The 15,770-nt window shown below is 41.4% G+C and carries 13 protein-coding genes; all 13 read left to right on the top strand.

All coding sequences use genetic code 11. The features are described from left to right. The first annotated feature begins 211 nt into the window (after positions 1-211). The 13 genes from mraZ to ftsZ all read left to right on the top strand — a co-directional run bounded on the left by mraZ (position 212) and on the right by ftsZ (position 15,727). Positions 212-676: a division/cell wall cluster transcriptional repressor MraZ gene (gene mraZ, locus QSE00_RS15070; RefSeq protein ID WP_031442632.1), complete on the top strand. Its 465-nt coding sequence runs from the start codon at positions 212-214 to the stop codon at positions 674-676. After that, the gene (rsmH, locus tag QSE00_RS15065) at positions 663-1,559 is read left to right on the top strand and encodes a 16S rRNA (cytosine(1402)-N(4))-methyltransferase RsmH (RefSeq protein ID WP_286106616.1); all 897 of its coding nucleotides are present in this window, start codon (positions 663-665) and stop codon (positions 1,557-1,559) included. The genes mraZ and rsmH overlap by 14 nt, the downstream gene beginning before the upstream one ends. 91 nt (positions 1,560-1,650) lie before the next feature. Next, positions 1,651-1,974 carry an FtsL-like putative cell division protein gene (locus QSE00_RS15060; protein ID WP_110355628.1) on the top strand — a complete coding sequence of 108 codons (324 nt, stop codon included), beginning with the start codon at positions 1,651-1,653 and terminating at the stop codon, positions 1,972-1,974. After that, positions 1,974-3,980: a penicillin-binding protein gene (locus QSE00_RS15055; RefSeq protein WP_286106575.1), complete on the top strand. Its 2,007-nt coding sequence runs from the start codon at positions 1,974-1,976 to the stop codon at positions 3,978-3,980. The genes QSE00_RS15060 and QSE00_RS15055 overlap by 1 nt, the downstream gene beginning before the upstream one ends. Further along, a complete protein-coding gene (locus tag QSE00_RS15050; protein ID WP_286106574.1) occupies positions 3,977-5,440 on the top strand; it encodes a UDP-N-acetylmuramoyl-L-alanyl-D-glutamate--2,6-diaminopimelate ligase in 1,464 nt (487 codons plus the stop codon). The genes QSE00_RS15055 and QSE00_RS15050 overlap by 4 nt, the downstream gene beginning before the upstream one ends. A gap of 51 nt (positions 5,441-5,491) precedes the next feature. After that, a complete protein-coding gene (mraY, locus tag QSE00_RS15045; RefSeq protein WP_286106573.1) occupies positions 5,492-6,715 on the top strand; it encodes a phospho-N-acetylmuramoyl-pentapeptide-transferase in 1,224 nt (407 codons plus the stop codon). A 1-nt stretch (position 6,716) separates the two neighbouring features. Beyond that, positions 6,717-8,051 carry a UDP-N-acetylmuramoyl-L-alanine--D-glutamate ligase gene (gene murD / locus QSE00_RS15040; RefSeq protein WP_286106572.1) on the top strand — a complete coding sequence of 445 codons (1,335 nt, stop codon included), beginning with the start codon at positions 6,717-6,719 and terminating at the stop codon, positions 8,049-8,051. Positions 8,052-8,054: 3 nt separating this feature from the next. After that, positions 8,055-9,248 (top strand): FtsW/RodA/SpoVE family cell cycle protein, encoded by a 1,194-nt coding sequence (locus QSE00_RS15035; RefSeq protein ID WP_110355633.1) that lies wholly within the window; start codon positions 8,055-8,057, stop codon positions 9,246-9,248. Beyond that, complete coding sequence (gene murG / locus QSE00_RS15030) at positions 9,235-10,329, top strand: undecaprenyldiphospho-muramoylpentapeptide beta-N-acetylglucosaminyltransferase (protein ID WP_286106571.1); 1,095 nt, start codon at positions 9,235-9,237, stop codon at positions 10,327-10,329. The genes QSE00_RS15035 and murG overlap by 14 nt, the downstream gene beginning before the upstream one ends. Before the next feature lie 4 nt (positions 10,330-10,333). Next, positions 10,334-11,695 (top strand): UDP-N-acetylmuramate--L-alanine ligase, encoded by a 1,362-nt coding sequence (gene murC, locus QSE00_RS15025; RefSeq protein WP_286106570.1) that lies wholly within the window; start codon positions 10,334-10,336, stop codon positions 11,693-11,695. 11 nt (positions 11,696-11,706) lie between these two features. Further along, positions 11,707-12,426: a cell division protein FtsQ/DivIB gene (locus tag QSE00_RS15020; RefSeq protein WP_110355636.1), complete on the top strand. Its 720-nt coding sequence runs from the start codon at positions 11,707-11,709 to the stop codon at positions 12,424-12,426. A gap of 3 nt (positions 12,427-12,429) precedes the next feature. Beyond that, a complete protein-coding gene (ftsA, locus tag QSE00_RS15015) occupies positions 12,430-13,758 on the top strand; it encodes a cell division protein FtsA (RefSeq protein WP_286106569.1) in 1,329 nt (442 codons plus the stop codon). A 43-nt stretch (positions 13,759-13,801) separates the two neighbouring features. Beyond that, on the top strand, positions 13,802-15,727 hold the full coding sequence (ftsZ, locus tag QSE00_RS15010) for a cell division protein FtsZ (protein WP_110355638.1): 1,926 nt from the start codon (positions 13,802-13,804) through the stop codon (positions 15,725-15,727). The last annotated feature ends 43 nt before the right edge of the window (positions 15,728-15,770 follow it).

The following is a 15,770-nucleotide window of genomic DNA, read 5'->3' as shown; positions in this document are numbered from 1 at the left end:
GTATAGACAAGTTTTAGGAACGGTGATATTTAATGATAAATTTTTTGTTGAAAGTTTTGTTGCTGTGGTGGCTCGGTGGAATTTTTAAGGCGTAATTGGGTGTCATTGGTCGATAAAGTAGGTATTTTATTAACAAAGTGGTATTTTGTGGTAAATTGTGGTAATAATTTCTATATATTTGAGTTATTAAATTAAAAACCAGCTACTTTAAGTGATTAATTTCATAGGAACATATGATTGTAAGGCCGATTCTAAGGGAAGGGTGATGCTTCCTGTGGCGCTCAAAAATCAGATGTCTCCCGTAATTAATGATGGTTTTGTGGTAAAGCGTTCGGTTTTTCAACCCTGTTTGGAATTGTATCCCATGGCAGAGTGGAATTTACTGATGCAAAAAATGAACAAAAAGAACCGGTTCAAGAAAAAGAACAACGATTTCATAAGAAGGTTTTCTGCCGGGGTAAAGGTGGTGGAGATAGATGCTACCGGTAGGTTGTTGATTCCGAAAAATTTGGTGGATGTTGCTGGAATTACAAAAGAGGTGGTGTTGAGTTCGGCAATTAACATTGTTGAGATTTGGGATAAGGACAATTATGAAAAGGTATTGGAGGAAACAGCCGAGGACTTTGCAAGTTTGGCCGAGGAAGTAATGGGGGACGACGATGATGATCTATCATAACCCAGTATTGCTGACGGAGTCCGTTGAGGGGCTAAATATAAAACAGGATGGAGTTTATGTGGACGTGACCTTTGGCGGAGGCGGACACTCCAAGGAGATATTGAAAAGGCTGGGGGAGAATGGAAGACTGTTGGCATTTGATCAGGATGAGGATGCATTGCCCAATGCAATTGATGATGGGCGATTTCAGTTGATCAATGAAAATTTTAGATATATAAAACAATTTTTGAAGTTCTATGGCATAAGGAAAGTGGATGGGATTTTGGCCGATTTTGGCGTGTCGTCCCATCAATTTGATCAGGCGGAGAGAGGATTTTCTACCCGTTTTGATGCCGATCTGGATATGCGGATGAGCAAAAAGAACCAGATATCGGCCTTTGATGTGGTAAATGTTTATGGGTATGATGAGTTGAGGAGGGTGCTTTTTGAGTATGGAGACCTGCGAAATGCCAATGCAATGGCAAAAACCATTATCGGGCAGCGGGAAAATACACCGATAAGAACTACCGATCAATTGAAAGAAGTGCTTGGGCAGTATTTACCAAAGCATAGGGAGCATAAGATTTTGGCACAGATCTATCAGGCTATAAGGATAGAAGTGAACCAGGAAATACAAGTGATTAAGGAGTTTTTGGAACAGGTGCCGGAATTGTTGAACGAAGGGGGGAGGTTGAGCGTAATAAGTTACCATTCCTTGGAAGATAGACTGGTGAAAAGGTTTATTAGGGCAGGACAGTTTGAAGGGGAGCCGGAAAAGGATTTTTACGGTAACATAGAAGTTCCTTTAAAAAAGGTTGGAGGTTTGGTGGTTCCTTCCAAGGAGGAAATAAAGTTGAACAATAGGGCTAGGAGTGCCAAGCTAAGAATTGCGGAGCGGGTTTGAGATCGAAATATGGCATAAATGGATTGTTCGCAATAGCATGAGCAGTAATGCAATAGTATAAGAAGGTATAAAGTTGGATAATTTTTGAGTAATGAAAAACGGGATATTGGATATTTTAAAAGGAAAGTTTTTGGTGAGCGGAGGAGCTCCCAAGAACTGGATGTTTATCATTTATGTTTCCTTTTTGGCAACGGTGATGATTGCCAGTTCCCATAGTGCCGATGGAAAGGTTCATAAAATTGCTGCCCTTGACGAACAGGTTAAGGAATTGAGAAGTGAGTTTGTGGATGTGCGGTCCGATATGCAGGAGTTAAAACTGGAGTCCACTGTATTGAGAATTTTGGAGCAAGATGGCTTATTTCCGTCTGAAACTCCCCCAAAAAAAATAAAAGTTAAAACCGAAACCGAACAATAGTGCCTGTAACGGAAAAAAACATATTGACCAGATTATATATTGTGGCGGGATTCCTTTTCCTGTTCGCAATTGCCGTTTTGGTCAAATTGGTCAGTATACAGATGGTGGAAGGGGAGAAGTATCGAAAACTGGCTATGGACCGTACGGAGAAAATGTTCACCATTGCTCCCAAAAGGGGCAATCTATACTCTGATGATGGTAGTTTGTTGGCAACCTCGGTTTCAAGATATACTATTCGGTTTGATGCGGAAACAGTTGGGAAAAGGGATTTTGAGGAGAATGTTAAGCCCTTGTCCGAGGCCTTGGCCAAATTGTTGGGCAATTCGTCTTCCCATTATCAGCAATTGTTGAGAAAAGCGAAAGCCAATAAGAATAGATACGCCTTGATCGCCAGAAATCTGGATTATTCGGAATATGTCGCCGTAAAACAATTTCCGCTTTTCAATAAAGGTCCGTATAAAGGAGGCCTTATTATAGAGCAGAAAATTGTACGTGAGCATCCCTTGGGGAAGATTGCGGAGCGGAGTGTTGGGTATGAAAGGGTAGATGAGGACGGGTACTATACCAGGGTTGGTTTGGAAGGGGCCTTTGGACAATATCTGAGAGGAGTGGAAGGTAAGAGGTTAAAGCAAAAAATAGCCAAAGGACAATGGAAGCCTATTGGTTGGGATAATATTGTAGAGCCCAAAGATGGTTATGATGTAGTTTCCACCATCGATATTAATATACAGGATATTGCTCATCATGCCCTATTGGGGCAGTTGGAAAAATATAACGCGGAACATGGCTGCGTAATCGTAATGGAAACCAGGACGGGGGAGGTCAAGGCCATTTCCAATTTGGGAAGAACAAGCGAAGGTAAATATTATGAGCGACTGAATTATGCCATTGGGGAGTCCCATGAGCCTGGATCAACTTTTAAGTTAATGTCCATGGTGGTAGCCTTGGAAGATAAGGTTATAGATACCAATACCGTCATTGATACCGAAAAGGGAACCTTTAAGGTCTATAACAGGACCGTTAGGGATTCCAAGCACGGTGGTTATGGTAAAATAACTGCTGCCAAGGCATTTGAGGTGTCTTCCAATACCGCTTTTGCAAAAATCATCAATAACAATTATAAGGACAATCCGGAAAAATTTGTCAACCGTCTAATGAATATGAACCTTCATAGGGAATTGGGATTGCCGATCAATGGGGAGGGGACCCCGGTAATCCGATATCCTGGGGATAAAGGTTGGTCCGGTGTTTCCTTGGCATGGATGTCCCATGGGTATGAAGTTTCGCTTACGCCTTTGCAGACCCTAACTTTTTACAATGCCATTGCCAATGACGGGGAAATGTTGAAGCCCAGGCTTATAAAAGCGGTGAAGGAGTGGGATAAGACCATTTTGAAATTTGAGAAAGAGGTTATCAATCCCTCTATCTGTTCCAAGGAAACAGCGCACAAGGTGCAACAACTGCTGAAAAATGTTGTGGAAAAAAAGCACGGTACCGGGCATGGGCTGTATTCGCCCAATTTTTCCATGGCAGGAAAAACAGGAACCACACAGAAGAATTATGTCTCCAAAGATCCGGAGGTCATGAAATATATTTCCACATTTGCGGGTTACTTTCCTGCGGACGATCCTAAATATTCTTGTATTGTGGTAATTCATGAGCCGGACAAAAGTGTGGGTTATTATGGAGCCGATGTCTCGGGTCCGGTGTTCAAATCGGTTGCCCAAAAGATCTATGCAAGTTCTCCTTTAGTGGATGAGGTAGATGTTAATGATGTGGAAACCGAGCACTCGGAAGAAGACTTTCAACGATACTTTGCAGCTTCCAATAAAAAATATAATGAAGTCCCCAATGTAGAAGGCATGAGTGGAATGGATGCCGTATCGATCCTTGAAAACTTGGGAATAGAAGTGGAGGTGAAGGGGAACGGAAAGGTGAAGAAACAATCAATTGCCAAGGGAACAGATCTGAAAAAGGTTAATAAAATAGTATTGGTGCTATCATGAGGACGCTAAAGGACATATTGTACGGGGTTGGTCTATCTGCGGTAAGCGGATCTACCTCCATCATGGTGAACCATATCTGTTTTGATTCCCGAAAGGTTGGAAAGGACGATGTTTTTGTGGCTATAAAAGGTCTTGTTTCCGATGGCCATCAGTTCATTGAAATGGCCATTGAATCTGGAGCAACATCAATTGTCTGTGAAGAACTGCCCAAGAAGTTGGACGATGGGGTAACCTATGTAGAGGTTGATAACGGCAATAAAGCTTTGGCTATTATGGCATCCAATTTTTATGGTAATCCTTCCAAGAACTTAAGATTGGTGGGAGTTACTGGAACCAATGGGAAAACCACTGTTAGTAGTTTGCTTTATCAATTGTTCAAAAAGGCCGGTTTTAAGGTAGGATTGATATCCACCATAAAGATAATGGTAGATAATAAGGAATATGCCACCACCCATACCACTCCCGATGCCCTAGCAATCAATAAGCACCTGCAATTGATGAACGATGCAGGGGTAGAGTATTGCTTTATGGAGGTCAGTTCCCATGGAATACATCAAAAAAGAACGGAAGGCCTGGTATTTGAAGGAGCTATTTTTACCAATCTGTCCCACGATCATTTGGATTATCACAAAACTTTTGCAGAGTATAGGGATACTAAGAAGAAATTGTTCGACCAGTTGCCCAAAAAGGCGTTTGCACTTACCAACATCGATGATAAGAACGGCTTGGTAATGTTGCAGAATACCAGTGCTAAAAAGTATACCTATGCTTTAAAATCCTATGCCAATTATAGGGCCCAAATATTGGAAAATCAGTTCAATGGCCAATTGTTGAAGATCGATGACAATGAGGTTTGGTCCAAACTGATAGGGGATTTTAATGCCTATAATATGTTGGCAATTTACGCCACTGCGGATTTGTTGGGGTTGGAAAAATTGGAAATTCTTCGTCTGCTAAGCGAATTGGAAAATGTAGACGGAAGGTTTCAGCATTATATATCTAAAGAAAAAATTACAGCTATTGTTGATTATGCCCATACACCGGATGCCTTGAAAAATGTACTTGATACAATCAATACATTGAGGACTGGAAATGAAAATGTCATCACCGTCGTGGGGTGTGGTGGTGACAGAGATAAGTCTAAGCGTCCGGTTATGGGTCATATCGCAACAACATTGAGTAACAAGGTCATTTTTACCTCTGACAACCCCAGGTCGGAGTCGCCCACCATTATTATAGAGGAGATGGAAGCTGGTGTGGAAGCGCAAAATGTAAATAAAACACTGTCTATCGTCAACCGTAAGCAGGCAATTAAAACCGCCTGTCAATTGGCTGCCGCCCACGATATTATACTGGTTGCTGGCAAAGGCCACGAGACCTATCAGGAAACAAATGGGGTTAGGGAGGACTTCGATGATTATAAAATAGTGAAGGAGTTGTTGGTCAACTTAAATAAATAGAATGGAAGTCGCCAATATTAAAGAAAACAACAAAAAACAATAAACCCAAGAATGTTATACTATTTGTTCGAATATTTGGAAAAACACTATCAACTGCCAGGGGCAGGGCTTTTCCAATTTATAACGTTTAGGGCAGCAATTGCGGTTATGCTTTCGTTGTTGTTGGCAACAGTCTATGGAAAAAGAATAATTAATTATTTACGATATAAGCAAATTGGCGAAACCGTAAGGGATCTGGGCCTGGAAGGCCAAAAGCAAAAAGCGGGAACCCCTACCATGGGTGGGTTGATCATTATTATGTCCACCTTGATACCGGTACTATTGTTTGCGCGTTTCTTGGACAATATTTATGTCATCCTGTTGATAGTCACTACCATTTGGATGGGGATTATTGGATTTGTGGACGATTACATCAAAATTTTTAAAAAGGATAAGGAAGGATTAAAAGGAAGGTTCAAGGTAATGGGGCAGGTAATTTTGGGCCTTATGGTGGGTGCAACCTTATATTTCCATCCAGAGGTAACCATGAAAGAGCACGCTAGGACCGAAATTAGCCAGGACTATACGGTGCAGCAAGTACCTGGCAAGGAAATTAAATCTACCATGACCACCTTGCCATTTATTAAAAACAACGAGCTGGATTATGCCCGTTTTATTTCCTGGATGGGAGATGGCATGGAAGAATATGCCTGGCTGGTATTTATTCCCATAATCATAATTATTGTAACGGCAGTCTCCAACGGGGCAAATCTAACCGATGGTATAGACGGATTGGCTGCTGGGACTTCGGCTATTATCGTATTTACCCTGGGCATTTTTACCCTAGTTTCAGGTAACATTATCTTTTCGGATTATTTGGATATCATGTTTATTCCCAGAGTAGGGGAATTGGTGGTGTTTATCGCGGCCTTTGTAGGGGCCTTGGTAGGATTTCTTTGGTACAACGCCTATCCTGCGACCGTTTTTATGGGAGATACGGGAAGTTTGACCATTGGTGGGATAATTGCGGTTATCGCCATCATTATCCGAAAGGAATTGCTGATACCCGTTTTGTGCGGAATCTTTTTTGCAGAGTCTATTTCCGTGATGTTACAGGTGGGGTTCTTTAAGTATACCAAAAAGAGATTTGGAGAGGGGAAAAGAATTTTTCTAATGGCACCACTGCATCATCATTACCAGAAAAAAGGATACCACGAAAGTAAAATCGTGACCAGGTTTTGGGTTGTTGGAATTCTGTTGGCGGTAATAACGATTGTAACCTTAAAGGTGCGTTAGAATGAAGCGTTTGGTTGTCTTGGGAGGTGGAGAAAGTGGTGTTGGAACGGCTATTTTGGGTAAAAAGGAAGGGTTTCAAGTTTTTGTCTCCGATAAGGGCGTCATAAAAGAGGAATATAAAAAAGTTCTTGAACATTTTGAGATTGATTGGGAAGAACAGCAACATACTGAGGTGCAAATTTTGAATGCCGATCTGGTCATGAAAAGTCCCGGCATCCCGGATACGGTTCCCTTGGTGTTAAAGCTCAAGGAGTTGGGAATTCCCATTATTTCCGAAATAGAGTTTGCCTCAAGGTATACTGGGGCAACCATTATTGGGATTACCGGTAGTAATGGAAAGACCACCACTACCATGCTGACGAACCACATTTTGAAAGAAGCTGGGTTGGCTGTGGGAATGGCAGGGAATATTGGAGATAGTTATGCAAGAATGGTTGCAGAAAGGGACCTTGATTACTATGTGTTGGAGATAAGTAGTTTTCAATTGGACGGGATAGTGGATTTTAAGCCGCACATCGCCATCCTTACCAATATAACTCCAGATCATCTGGATAGGTATGGGTACAAATTTGAAAATTATATAGCGTCCAAGTTTAGAATAGCTAAAAACCAGACCAAGGAAGATTATTTAATATACGATGCCGATGATGACGTAATAGTTCAGTGGTTGCAAAAGAACCCGATCCAATCAAGATTACTGCCCTTTTCCATTAAAAGGAAATTGGAGGAAGGGGCATATTTAGAGAATGAAAAAATAATTATTAAGATACATAATAACACTATAGAGATGAGTACAGATGCTTTGGCTTTGGAAGGAAAACATAACGTAAAGAATACCATGGCTGCCATTACCGCGGCTAAATTAATTAGCATTAGAAAGGAGACTATACGCAGAAGTATAGAAAATTTTCAAGGAGCGGAACATAGGTTGGAAAAGGTACTTAAAATTCATCATGTTCAGTATATAAACGATTCCAAAGCTACCAATGTAAATGCTACCTATTACGCTTTGGACAGTATGAAAACCCCTACAGTGTGGATTGTAGGAGGGGTGGATAAAGGAAATGAATACAAGGAGTTAATGCCTTTGGTCCGTGAAAAGGTGAAGGCTATTATCTGTTTGGGGATGGATAATTCAAAAATAAAGGATGCTTTTGGAAACGTAGTGGACCTTGTTGTGGAAACATTTGCAATGGACGAGGCTGTGAAGGTAGCCTATAAGATAGCGGAACGGGGAGATACGGTTTTGCTTTCGCCGGCATGTGCCAGTTTCGATTTGTTCCAAAATTATGAAGATAGGGGAAATCAGTTTAAAGCAGCAATTAAAAAATTATAAGAGGTGTTCGGATTCTTAAACAAAATTAATGGAGATAAAGCTATTTGGGCAGTGGTTGCCCTTTTGGCCTTATTTTCGTTTTTGCCTGTTTATAGTGCCAGCAGTAACTTGGTATATGTGGTGGGCAATGGCACTGCCATTGGTTACCTGGTAAAACATGCCATACTTCTCTTAATGGGATTTGGAATTATTTACGGGGTTCACCGTATTCCCACGCACTTTTTTAAGGGATTATCCTTGATTGCAATGCCCGTGGTACTGCTTTTATTGCTTTATACGCTTGCGCAAGGACAGGTCATAGGTGGGGCCAATGCCAGTAGGTGGATACGTATTCCCATTGTTGGGTTTACATTTCAAACATCCAACTTGGCAGCGGTAGTTTTAATGATCTACGTGGCAAGGTATTTAACAAAAATAAAGGATAGGACCATAACATTTAAAGAGAGTATTCTGCCTCTTTGGTTGCCGGTTTTTTTAGTGGTAGTGCTAATATTACCTGCAAATTTTTCAACGGCCGGGATTATATTCTCCATGGTGTTATTGCTCTGTTTTATAGGAGGGTATCCCTTTAAATACCTGTTGGGTATCGTTGGGGCCGGGATATTGAGTCTTACGCTGTTTATTTTGACAGCCAAGGCAGTGCCGGATTTATTTCCGAATAGGGTGGATACTTGGATGAGCAGAATAGAAAGCTTTTCCAACCCGGAGGATACGGAGGCCGATTATCAAATAGAGAGGGCCAAAATTGCCATTGCAACGGGCGGAATAGTGGGTAATGGCGCTGGAAAGAGCGTAATGAAGAATTTTTTGCCACAAAGTTCCTCGGATTTTATCTATGCCATTATTGTAGAGGAGTACGGACTTTTGGGAGGTTTTGTGCTGATGTTCTTCTATTTGTTGTTGCTTTTTAGAATTGTGGTTGTGGCCAATGGTAATGGAACCGTATTTGGAAAGCTTTTGGTTTTGGGGGTTGGACTTCCTATAGTGTTTCAGGCGTTGATCAATATGGCAGTGGCTGTGGAACTCTTTCCGGTTACCGGCCAGACCTTGCCTTTAATCAGTAGTGGAGGAACCTCAAGTTGGATGACCTGTTTGGCTATAGGAATTATTTTGAGTGCCAGCAACAAACAGGTGCAATCCGAATCGGAGGAAATTGATGAGACCAACCCTTTAGAAGTGTTAAGTGGGCAGTTATAGGTTTATATTATCGGGAGGAGGAACGGGCGGACATATTTATCCTGCCATTGCCATTGCAAATGAGTTGAAAGTGAGGTATCCCGATGCTGAATTTTTGTTCGTAGGGGCAAAAGATAGAATGGAAATGGAAAAGGTACCCCAGGCTGGGTACAAAATTGAAGGTTTGTGGATAAGTGGGTTGCAAAGGAAGCTCACTTTGAAAAATTTATTGTTTCCTTTTAAAGTGATAAGTAGTTTGATAAAAGCAGCAAACATAGTACGGAATTTTAAACCCCATGCCGTTGTGGGTACCGGTGGTTTTGCCAGTGGTCCCCTCTTGAAGGTGGCATCGGGAAAGGGAATTCCGTGTGTGTTGCAGGAACAGAATTCGTTTGCTGGGATGACCAATAAATTATTGGCGAACAAAGTGGCCAAAATATGTGTTGCCTATGATGGCATGGAGAAATTTTTTCCAAAAGATAAAATCGTAAAGACAGGTAATCCTGTACGGGGCGATTTGGTCTCAATGGTGGAAAATAAAGTTGGGGCCTTGGATTTCTTTGGATTGCAGAAGGGTAAGACCACATTGTTGGTCTTAGGAGGTAGTCTAGGCGCAAGACGTGTAAATGTGCTTATTGAACAGAGTCTGCCTTTTTTTCAGGAACAGGGAATTCAGGTTATTTGGCAAAGTGGCAAGCTCTATTATGAGGAATATAAGAAATATGAAAGTGCGGATGTCAAGGTAGTTGCCTTCCTAGATCGGATGGATTTAGCCTATGGGGCAGCAGATATTATTATATCCAGGGCAGGGGCAGGTTCGGTTTCCGAGCTATGTATCGTGGGCAAGCCCGTGATATTTATCCCTTCCCCAAATGTGGCGGAGGACCATCAAACAAAAAATGCGAATTCCTTGGTAGAAAAGGATGCAGCCATAATGGTCAAAGAGGTAGAGTTGGATGTTGAGTTTGAAAAGGTCTTTACGGATTTGATACACAACAAGACCTTGAGCAATATGTTGGGGGCCAATATCAAGAATTTGGCTATGCCCAATGCTACCAGGGAGATTGTAAATGAAATAGAAAAATTATTGGTGCAACAATAAGAAAATGGGTATAAAAGAAATACATAACGTCTACTTTATAGGTATTGGAGGTATTGGTATGTCTGCCCTTGCGCGATATTTTAAATTTATAGGTAAGAATGTGGCGGGTTATGATAAGACCGAAACTCCGCTTACACAGGATTTGGTGGATTTGGGTATCCATGTGCATTATGTGGATCGTTTGGAATTGGTTTCCAAGGCGTACTTGGATCCCCGCAATACCTTAGTGGTGTATACCCCAGCCGTACCTAATGATCACGGGGAGTATAATTATTTCATGGACCATGGCTTTCAAGTGAAAAAGCGCTCCGAGGTTTTGGGATTGATTACCAGTGATACCTTTTGCTTTGCAGTTGCCGGCACTCATGGCAAGACAACTACTTCTTGTATTCTGGCTCATTTATTGAAAGAGACCGGGACACCCATTACGGCTTTCTTAGGAGGGATTTCGGAAGACTTTAATAGCAATTTTTTGTTGGAAGGTTCGGAATATTCGGTGGTAGAGGCGGATGAATTTGACCGCTCCTTTCTTCGGTTATCGCCAAATGTGGCTTGTATTACTTCAATGGATGCAGATCACTTGGATATATATGGCAACAGTGGGGAGCTTCAAAAGTCGTTTGCAGATTTTGTAAAACGAATAAAGCCAAATGGGAAGCTGTTTGTTCGCAATGGTTTGCCTTTAGAGGGAATCACTTACGGTATTGAGGATGGTTCCGATTATTGTATCAGAAACATTAAAATTGATCAGGGCACCTATATTTTTGATTTGGACTCTCCGGAGGCCAATCTTAAATCGGTCAGGTTTAATAAACCGGGTAGGCATAACCTGCTCAATGGTCTGGTGGCTTATGCCATGGCAATTCAGGCCGGTTCGTCGCCAATAGGTTTGGCCGGGGCGTTGGCTACTTTTAAAGGGGTGCAAAGACGTTTTTCCTACCAGATAAGGAATTCCGATTTTGTGTTCATAGATGATTATGCACATCATCCAACGGAATTGGATGCTGCATTCCAGGCAGTTTCCGAAATGCATCCCGGTAAAAATGTATTGGCCGTTTTTCAGCCGCATTTGTTTTCCCGAACAAGGGATTTTGTGGATGAATTTGCAAGAAGTCTGTCCAATTTTCCGAGTCTGTTGCTGTTGGATATTTATCCGGCCAGGGAAAAACCAATTGAAGGGGTTACCTCGCAATGGCTGTTGGATAAAATTACATGTCCAAAGAAAAAATTAATTGAAAAGTCAGAGTTGATTTCAGAAATAATGGCCCAAGCCCCCGATGTTTTAATAACCTTGGGAGCTGGAGATATTGGATTGGAAGTGCCCAAAATTAAAAGGGAATTAAATCTTGTCCATAACAAACAATAAAAATAATAGAAATGAAAATTAATTGGAATTTCATAAAATTCGGGGCTTTGTTACTTGTGGTTACGGGTCTTTATGCATTTTCCAGTACTAGGAACAAGCATAAAAAAGTAGATAATATTGAAATTGTTTTTGTCGGGGACCAGAATCTTTACATGACCCAGGAAACGGTTAATAAATTGTTAATACAAAATTCTGGAGACCTTAGAAACCTGCCCAAAGAAGATATAGTTTTGAATACTATAGAAAAAGCTATCGAGGCTAATGAAATGGTGAAAAAAGCCCAAGTTTACCTTACGGTAAACGGGGATCTAGTGGCTAAAGTCATACAGCGTAAACCAATCGGAAGAGTTGAGGGAGTTGCAAAATTTTATATAGATGAGGATGGGAAACGTATGCCATTTTCTAAATACCATTCCGCGAGGGTACCAATAATTACAGGAATAATAACCAATAAAAGTACGGAGGGAGTGTACGAGATTTTGACTTATATAAATTCTGATGAATTTTTGAGAAAGAATATAATTGGCGTTCATATTACAGAGGAGGAAAAGTATCAATTGAAGTTTAGAATGGAGGATTTTGTGGTGGATTTGGGACATGTGGAAGAATTGGAGAAAAAGTTCAGCAATTTTAAAGCTTTTTATACGAAGGCGAATAAGGATAAAACGTTGAACGATTATAACAGGGTGAGTTTAGAATTTAATAACCAAGTAGTGTGCACCAAAATTTAAGATATGGAACAAGGTAATTATTCAGTGGGGTTGGATATTGGAACCACCAAAATTGTAGCCATTATTGGTAAGGAAAATGAGTATGGCAAGATTGAAATCTTGGGTATTGGCAGATCTAAAAGTTTGGGTGTACACCGCGGGGTGGTCAATAATATTACACAGACCATTAAGTCGATCCAACAAGCTGTAGAACTGGCGGAAGGCAATTCCGGTCTCAAGATCAGTTCGGTGGTAGTGGGTATTGCAGGACAGCATATAAGAAGTTTACAACATAGCGATTATATAACTAGGGCCAAATCTGAAGAAGTCATCAATGAGGATGATGTGGAAAAGCTTTGTAACCAGGTTTATAAATTGGTGATGCTTCCTGGGGAGGAGATTATACATGTCCTACCACAGGAATTCAAGGTAGATGGACAGGCCGAGATAAAACAGCCTATGGGGATGTATGGGGGAAGGCTTGAAGCTAATTTCCATGTAGTTGTAGGCCAAGTCTCCTCTATCCGCAATGTGGGGAGATGTATAAAGAGTGCGGGACTGGACCTTGGTAATATAACCTTGGAACCATTGGCATCGGCCAATGCAGTTTTAAGTCAGGAAGAAAAAGAGGCAGGTGTAGCGCTGATAGATATAGGCGGGGGTACCACGGATTTGGCCATTTTTAAGGATGGAATTATACGTCATACCGCTGTAATTCCTTTTGGAGGCAATGTAATTACCGAAGATATCAAGGAAGGTTGCTCCATTATTGAAAAGCAGGCAGAGCTTTTAAAGATCAAGTTTGGTTCGGCTTGGCCTGGGGAAAACAAGGACAATGAAATTGTTTCCATCCCTGGATTGAGAGGACGTGAGCCAAAGGAGATTACGTTGAAAAACCTTTCCAAGATTATTCATGCCCGGGTGGTGGAAATCGTAGAACAGGTGTATGTTGAGATCAAAAATTATGGTCACGACGAACAAAAGAAAAAATTGATTGCGGGAATTGTACTTACGGGTGGTGGGAGCCAGTTGAAACATTTGAAGCAATTGGTAGAGTATATAACCGGAATGGACACTAGGATCGGTTACCCAAATGAGCATTTGGCAGGTGATTCGGATGAGGAAATAGCCAGTCCGTTATATGCCACGGCGGTGGGACTGTTGATGAATGCTGTGCAGAACAAGGCCAAAGTAAGTGAGGCGCGTCAAGAAGTCGCGGATAAGGAAGATGATCACGGAGTTTTTACGGGGGAAGAACACACCCACACCAAAACGGCTCCAAAAAGGGAGCGTAAATCTATTTTCGATAAATGGTCCGAGAAATTGAAGGATTTCTTGGATAATGCGGAATAGATTATAAAATAGAAAAGTATAGTAAACCAGTAAAATAGAAAATATGAGCAAGAACACTGAATTTGAAAGTATTTCCTTTGATTTACCCAAAAATCAGAGTAACGTAATAAAAGTCATAGGTGTTGGCGGTGGCGGTAGCAATGCCATAAATCACATGTTCCAGGCCGGTATCAACGGTGTGGATTTTGTGATTTGTAATACCGATTCACAAGCACTTCAAAATAGTCCCGTCCCCAATAAGATACAATTGGGGGTTTCATTGACGGAAGGATTGGGCGCTGGTGCCAATCCTGAAGTAGGGGAACAGGCCGCTATTGAAAGTATGGAAGAGATCAAGCAAATGCTCGATACTACCACAAAGATGATTTTTATTACTGCCGGTATGGGCGGGGGAACAGGTACTGGTGCTGCCCCTGTCATTGCAAAAATGGCAAAGGAAATGGATGTTCTTACAGTGGGGATCGTTACCATGCCCTTTCAATTTGAAGGTAAAATGCGTTGCCAACAGGCTCAGTTGGGAATAGAAAAATTACGTGCCAATGTAGATTCCTTAATTGTCATCAATAACAATAAATTAAGGGAAGTATATGGTAATTTGGGTTTCAAAGCTGGTTTTTCCAAAGCGGATGAAGTGTTGGCTACGGCCGCTCGTGGTATTGCAGAAGTAATTACACATCACTATACACAGAACATAGATTTACGTGACGCCAAGACTGTATTGAGCAGTAGTGGAACGGCCATAATGGGATCGGCCATTTCTTCTGGTTCTTCAAGGGCGCATGAGGCCATAATGAAGGCTTTGGACTCCCCATTGCTGAACGACAACAAAATTACTGGGGCAAAGAATGTATTGTTGCTGATCGTTTCCGGAGCTCAGGAAATTACGATAGATGAAATAGGAGAGATTAATGACCATATTCAAAATGAGGCTGGTTTTGGGGCCAATATCATTATGGGGGTCGGTGAAGATGAGGGACTGGGCGAGGCAATCGCAGTTACGGTTATTGCCACGGGTTTTAATATAGATCAACAGGATGATATAGTAAATACGGAATCCAAGAAAATCATTCATACGTTAGAAGATGAACAACGTGCGGAGCACAACCTTACTCCAAAGAATGTTGTTCACCAGTTGGTCGAAGAAGAGGAAATTAAAACGACTCCGGTTAATGCCAGCCAGGTACAGGAGGAATCAAAAATGGATTTGATACCAACCACTAATTTTATTAGGAATTTTAATGTGTTCTATGAAGAAGTGGTGGCGGAAAATGTCCAGGACGATTTTATCATTATAAATGCCTCTGATGAGATCAAGGATATGGAAGTGGTGGATCCAAGGGTGGTATCCAACAAGTTGGAGGAGGAAGATCAGTTCGAATTTAGCTTTGATATGCCTTTGGCCAAAAAGCCTGTAGAAGAGGAAGAGGAGGCACAGAACATCATTACATTCGATTTGGATGAAGAGGTAAAGGATTTTGAGGTAAAGGACCACGTAGAGGTAATACCTGTGTTGGAATATAATAAGAACGGGGAGAAGCGCTATAGTTTGGACGATTATATGGAGTTGGAAAAGAAACTTACTGGTGCCCAATCCAAGGCGGAGGAGTTTGAGCCCCGAATTATCGAGGACGAGTTGATATTTGAAAAGCGTACCGTTGCAAGAGAGGAATCGAACCAACAGAGGGTGAATGTGGAGGACGAAGATCCTGTTAATACCCCCATTGAAATATTGTTAAAGGAACGCGCAGACGAACGTAGAAGAAAACTGAAGGACTTTAATTATAAATTCCAGAATAGTCTCAGCAATTTGGATGAAATATCCAAACAGCCGGCATATAAGAGACAAGGGATAAACTTAAATGAGAATCCCAAGGAAAGCAAAGTCTCAAGAACAAGCCTAAGTGAGGATAGTAATGATGATATACAATTGCGTTCCAACAACTCGTATTTGCATGACAATGTAGACTAGTACTGTTTGCAGAACTATAAATACTAAAGTTTAGACCCGAAAA

Source organism: Arenibacter flavimaris, assembly GCF_030291335.1.
GTDB lineage: Bacteria > Bacteroidota > Bacteroidia > Flavobacteriales > Flavobacteriaceae > Arenibacter.
Note: the sequence above shows the minus strand (reverse complement) of the source record. Positions and strands in the feature narration are given on the sequence as shown.

What these genes read in the sequence shown, in the direction of transcription:
- murD (WP_286106572.1), top strand. Translation starts at nt 6,717, where the DNA reads ATGAAGCGTTTGGTTGTCTTGGGAGGTGGAGAAAGTGGTGTTGGAACG.
- murC (WP_286106570.1), top strand. Translation starts at nt 10,334, where the DNA reads ATGGGTATAAAAGAAATACATAACGTCTACTTTATAGGTATTGGAGGT.
- mraY (WP_286106573.1), top strand. Translation starts at nt 5,492, where the DNA reads ATGTTATACTATTTGTTCGAATATTTGGAAAAACACTATCAACTGCCA.
- ftsZ (WP_110355638.1), top strand. Translation starts at nt 13,802, where the DNA reads ATGAGCAAGAACACTGAATTTGAAAGTATTTCCTTTGATTTACCCAAA.
- rsmH (WP_286106616.1), top strand. Translation starts at nt 663, where the DNA reads ATGATCTATCATAACCCAGTATTGCTGACGGAGTCCGTTGAGGGGCTA.
- QSE00_RS15050 (WP_286106574.1), top strand. Translation starts at nt 3,977, where the DNA reads ATGAGGACGCTAAAGGACATATTGTACGGGGTTGGTCTATCTGCGGTA.
- ftsA (WP_286106569.1), top strand. Translation starts at nt 12,430, where the DNA reads ATGGAACAAGGTAATTATTCAGTGGGGTTGGATATTGGAACCACCAAA.
- QSE00_RS15060 (WP_110355628.1), top strand. Translation starts at nt 1,651, where the DNA reads ATGAAAAACGGGATATTGGATATTTTAAAAGGAAAGTTTTTGGTGAGC.
- QSE00_RS15020 (WP_110355636.1), top strand. Translation starts at nt 11,707, where the DNA reads ATGAAAATTAATTGGAATTTCATAAAATTCGGGGCTTTGTTACTTGTG.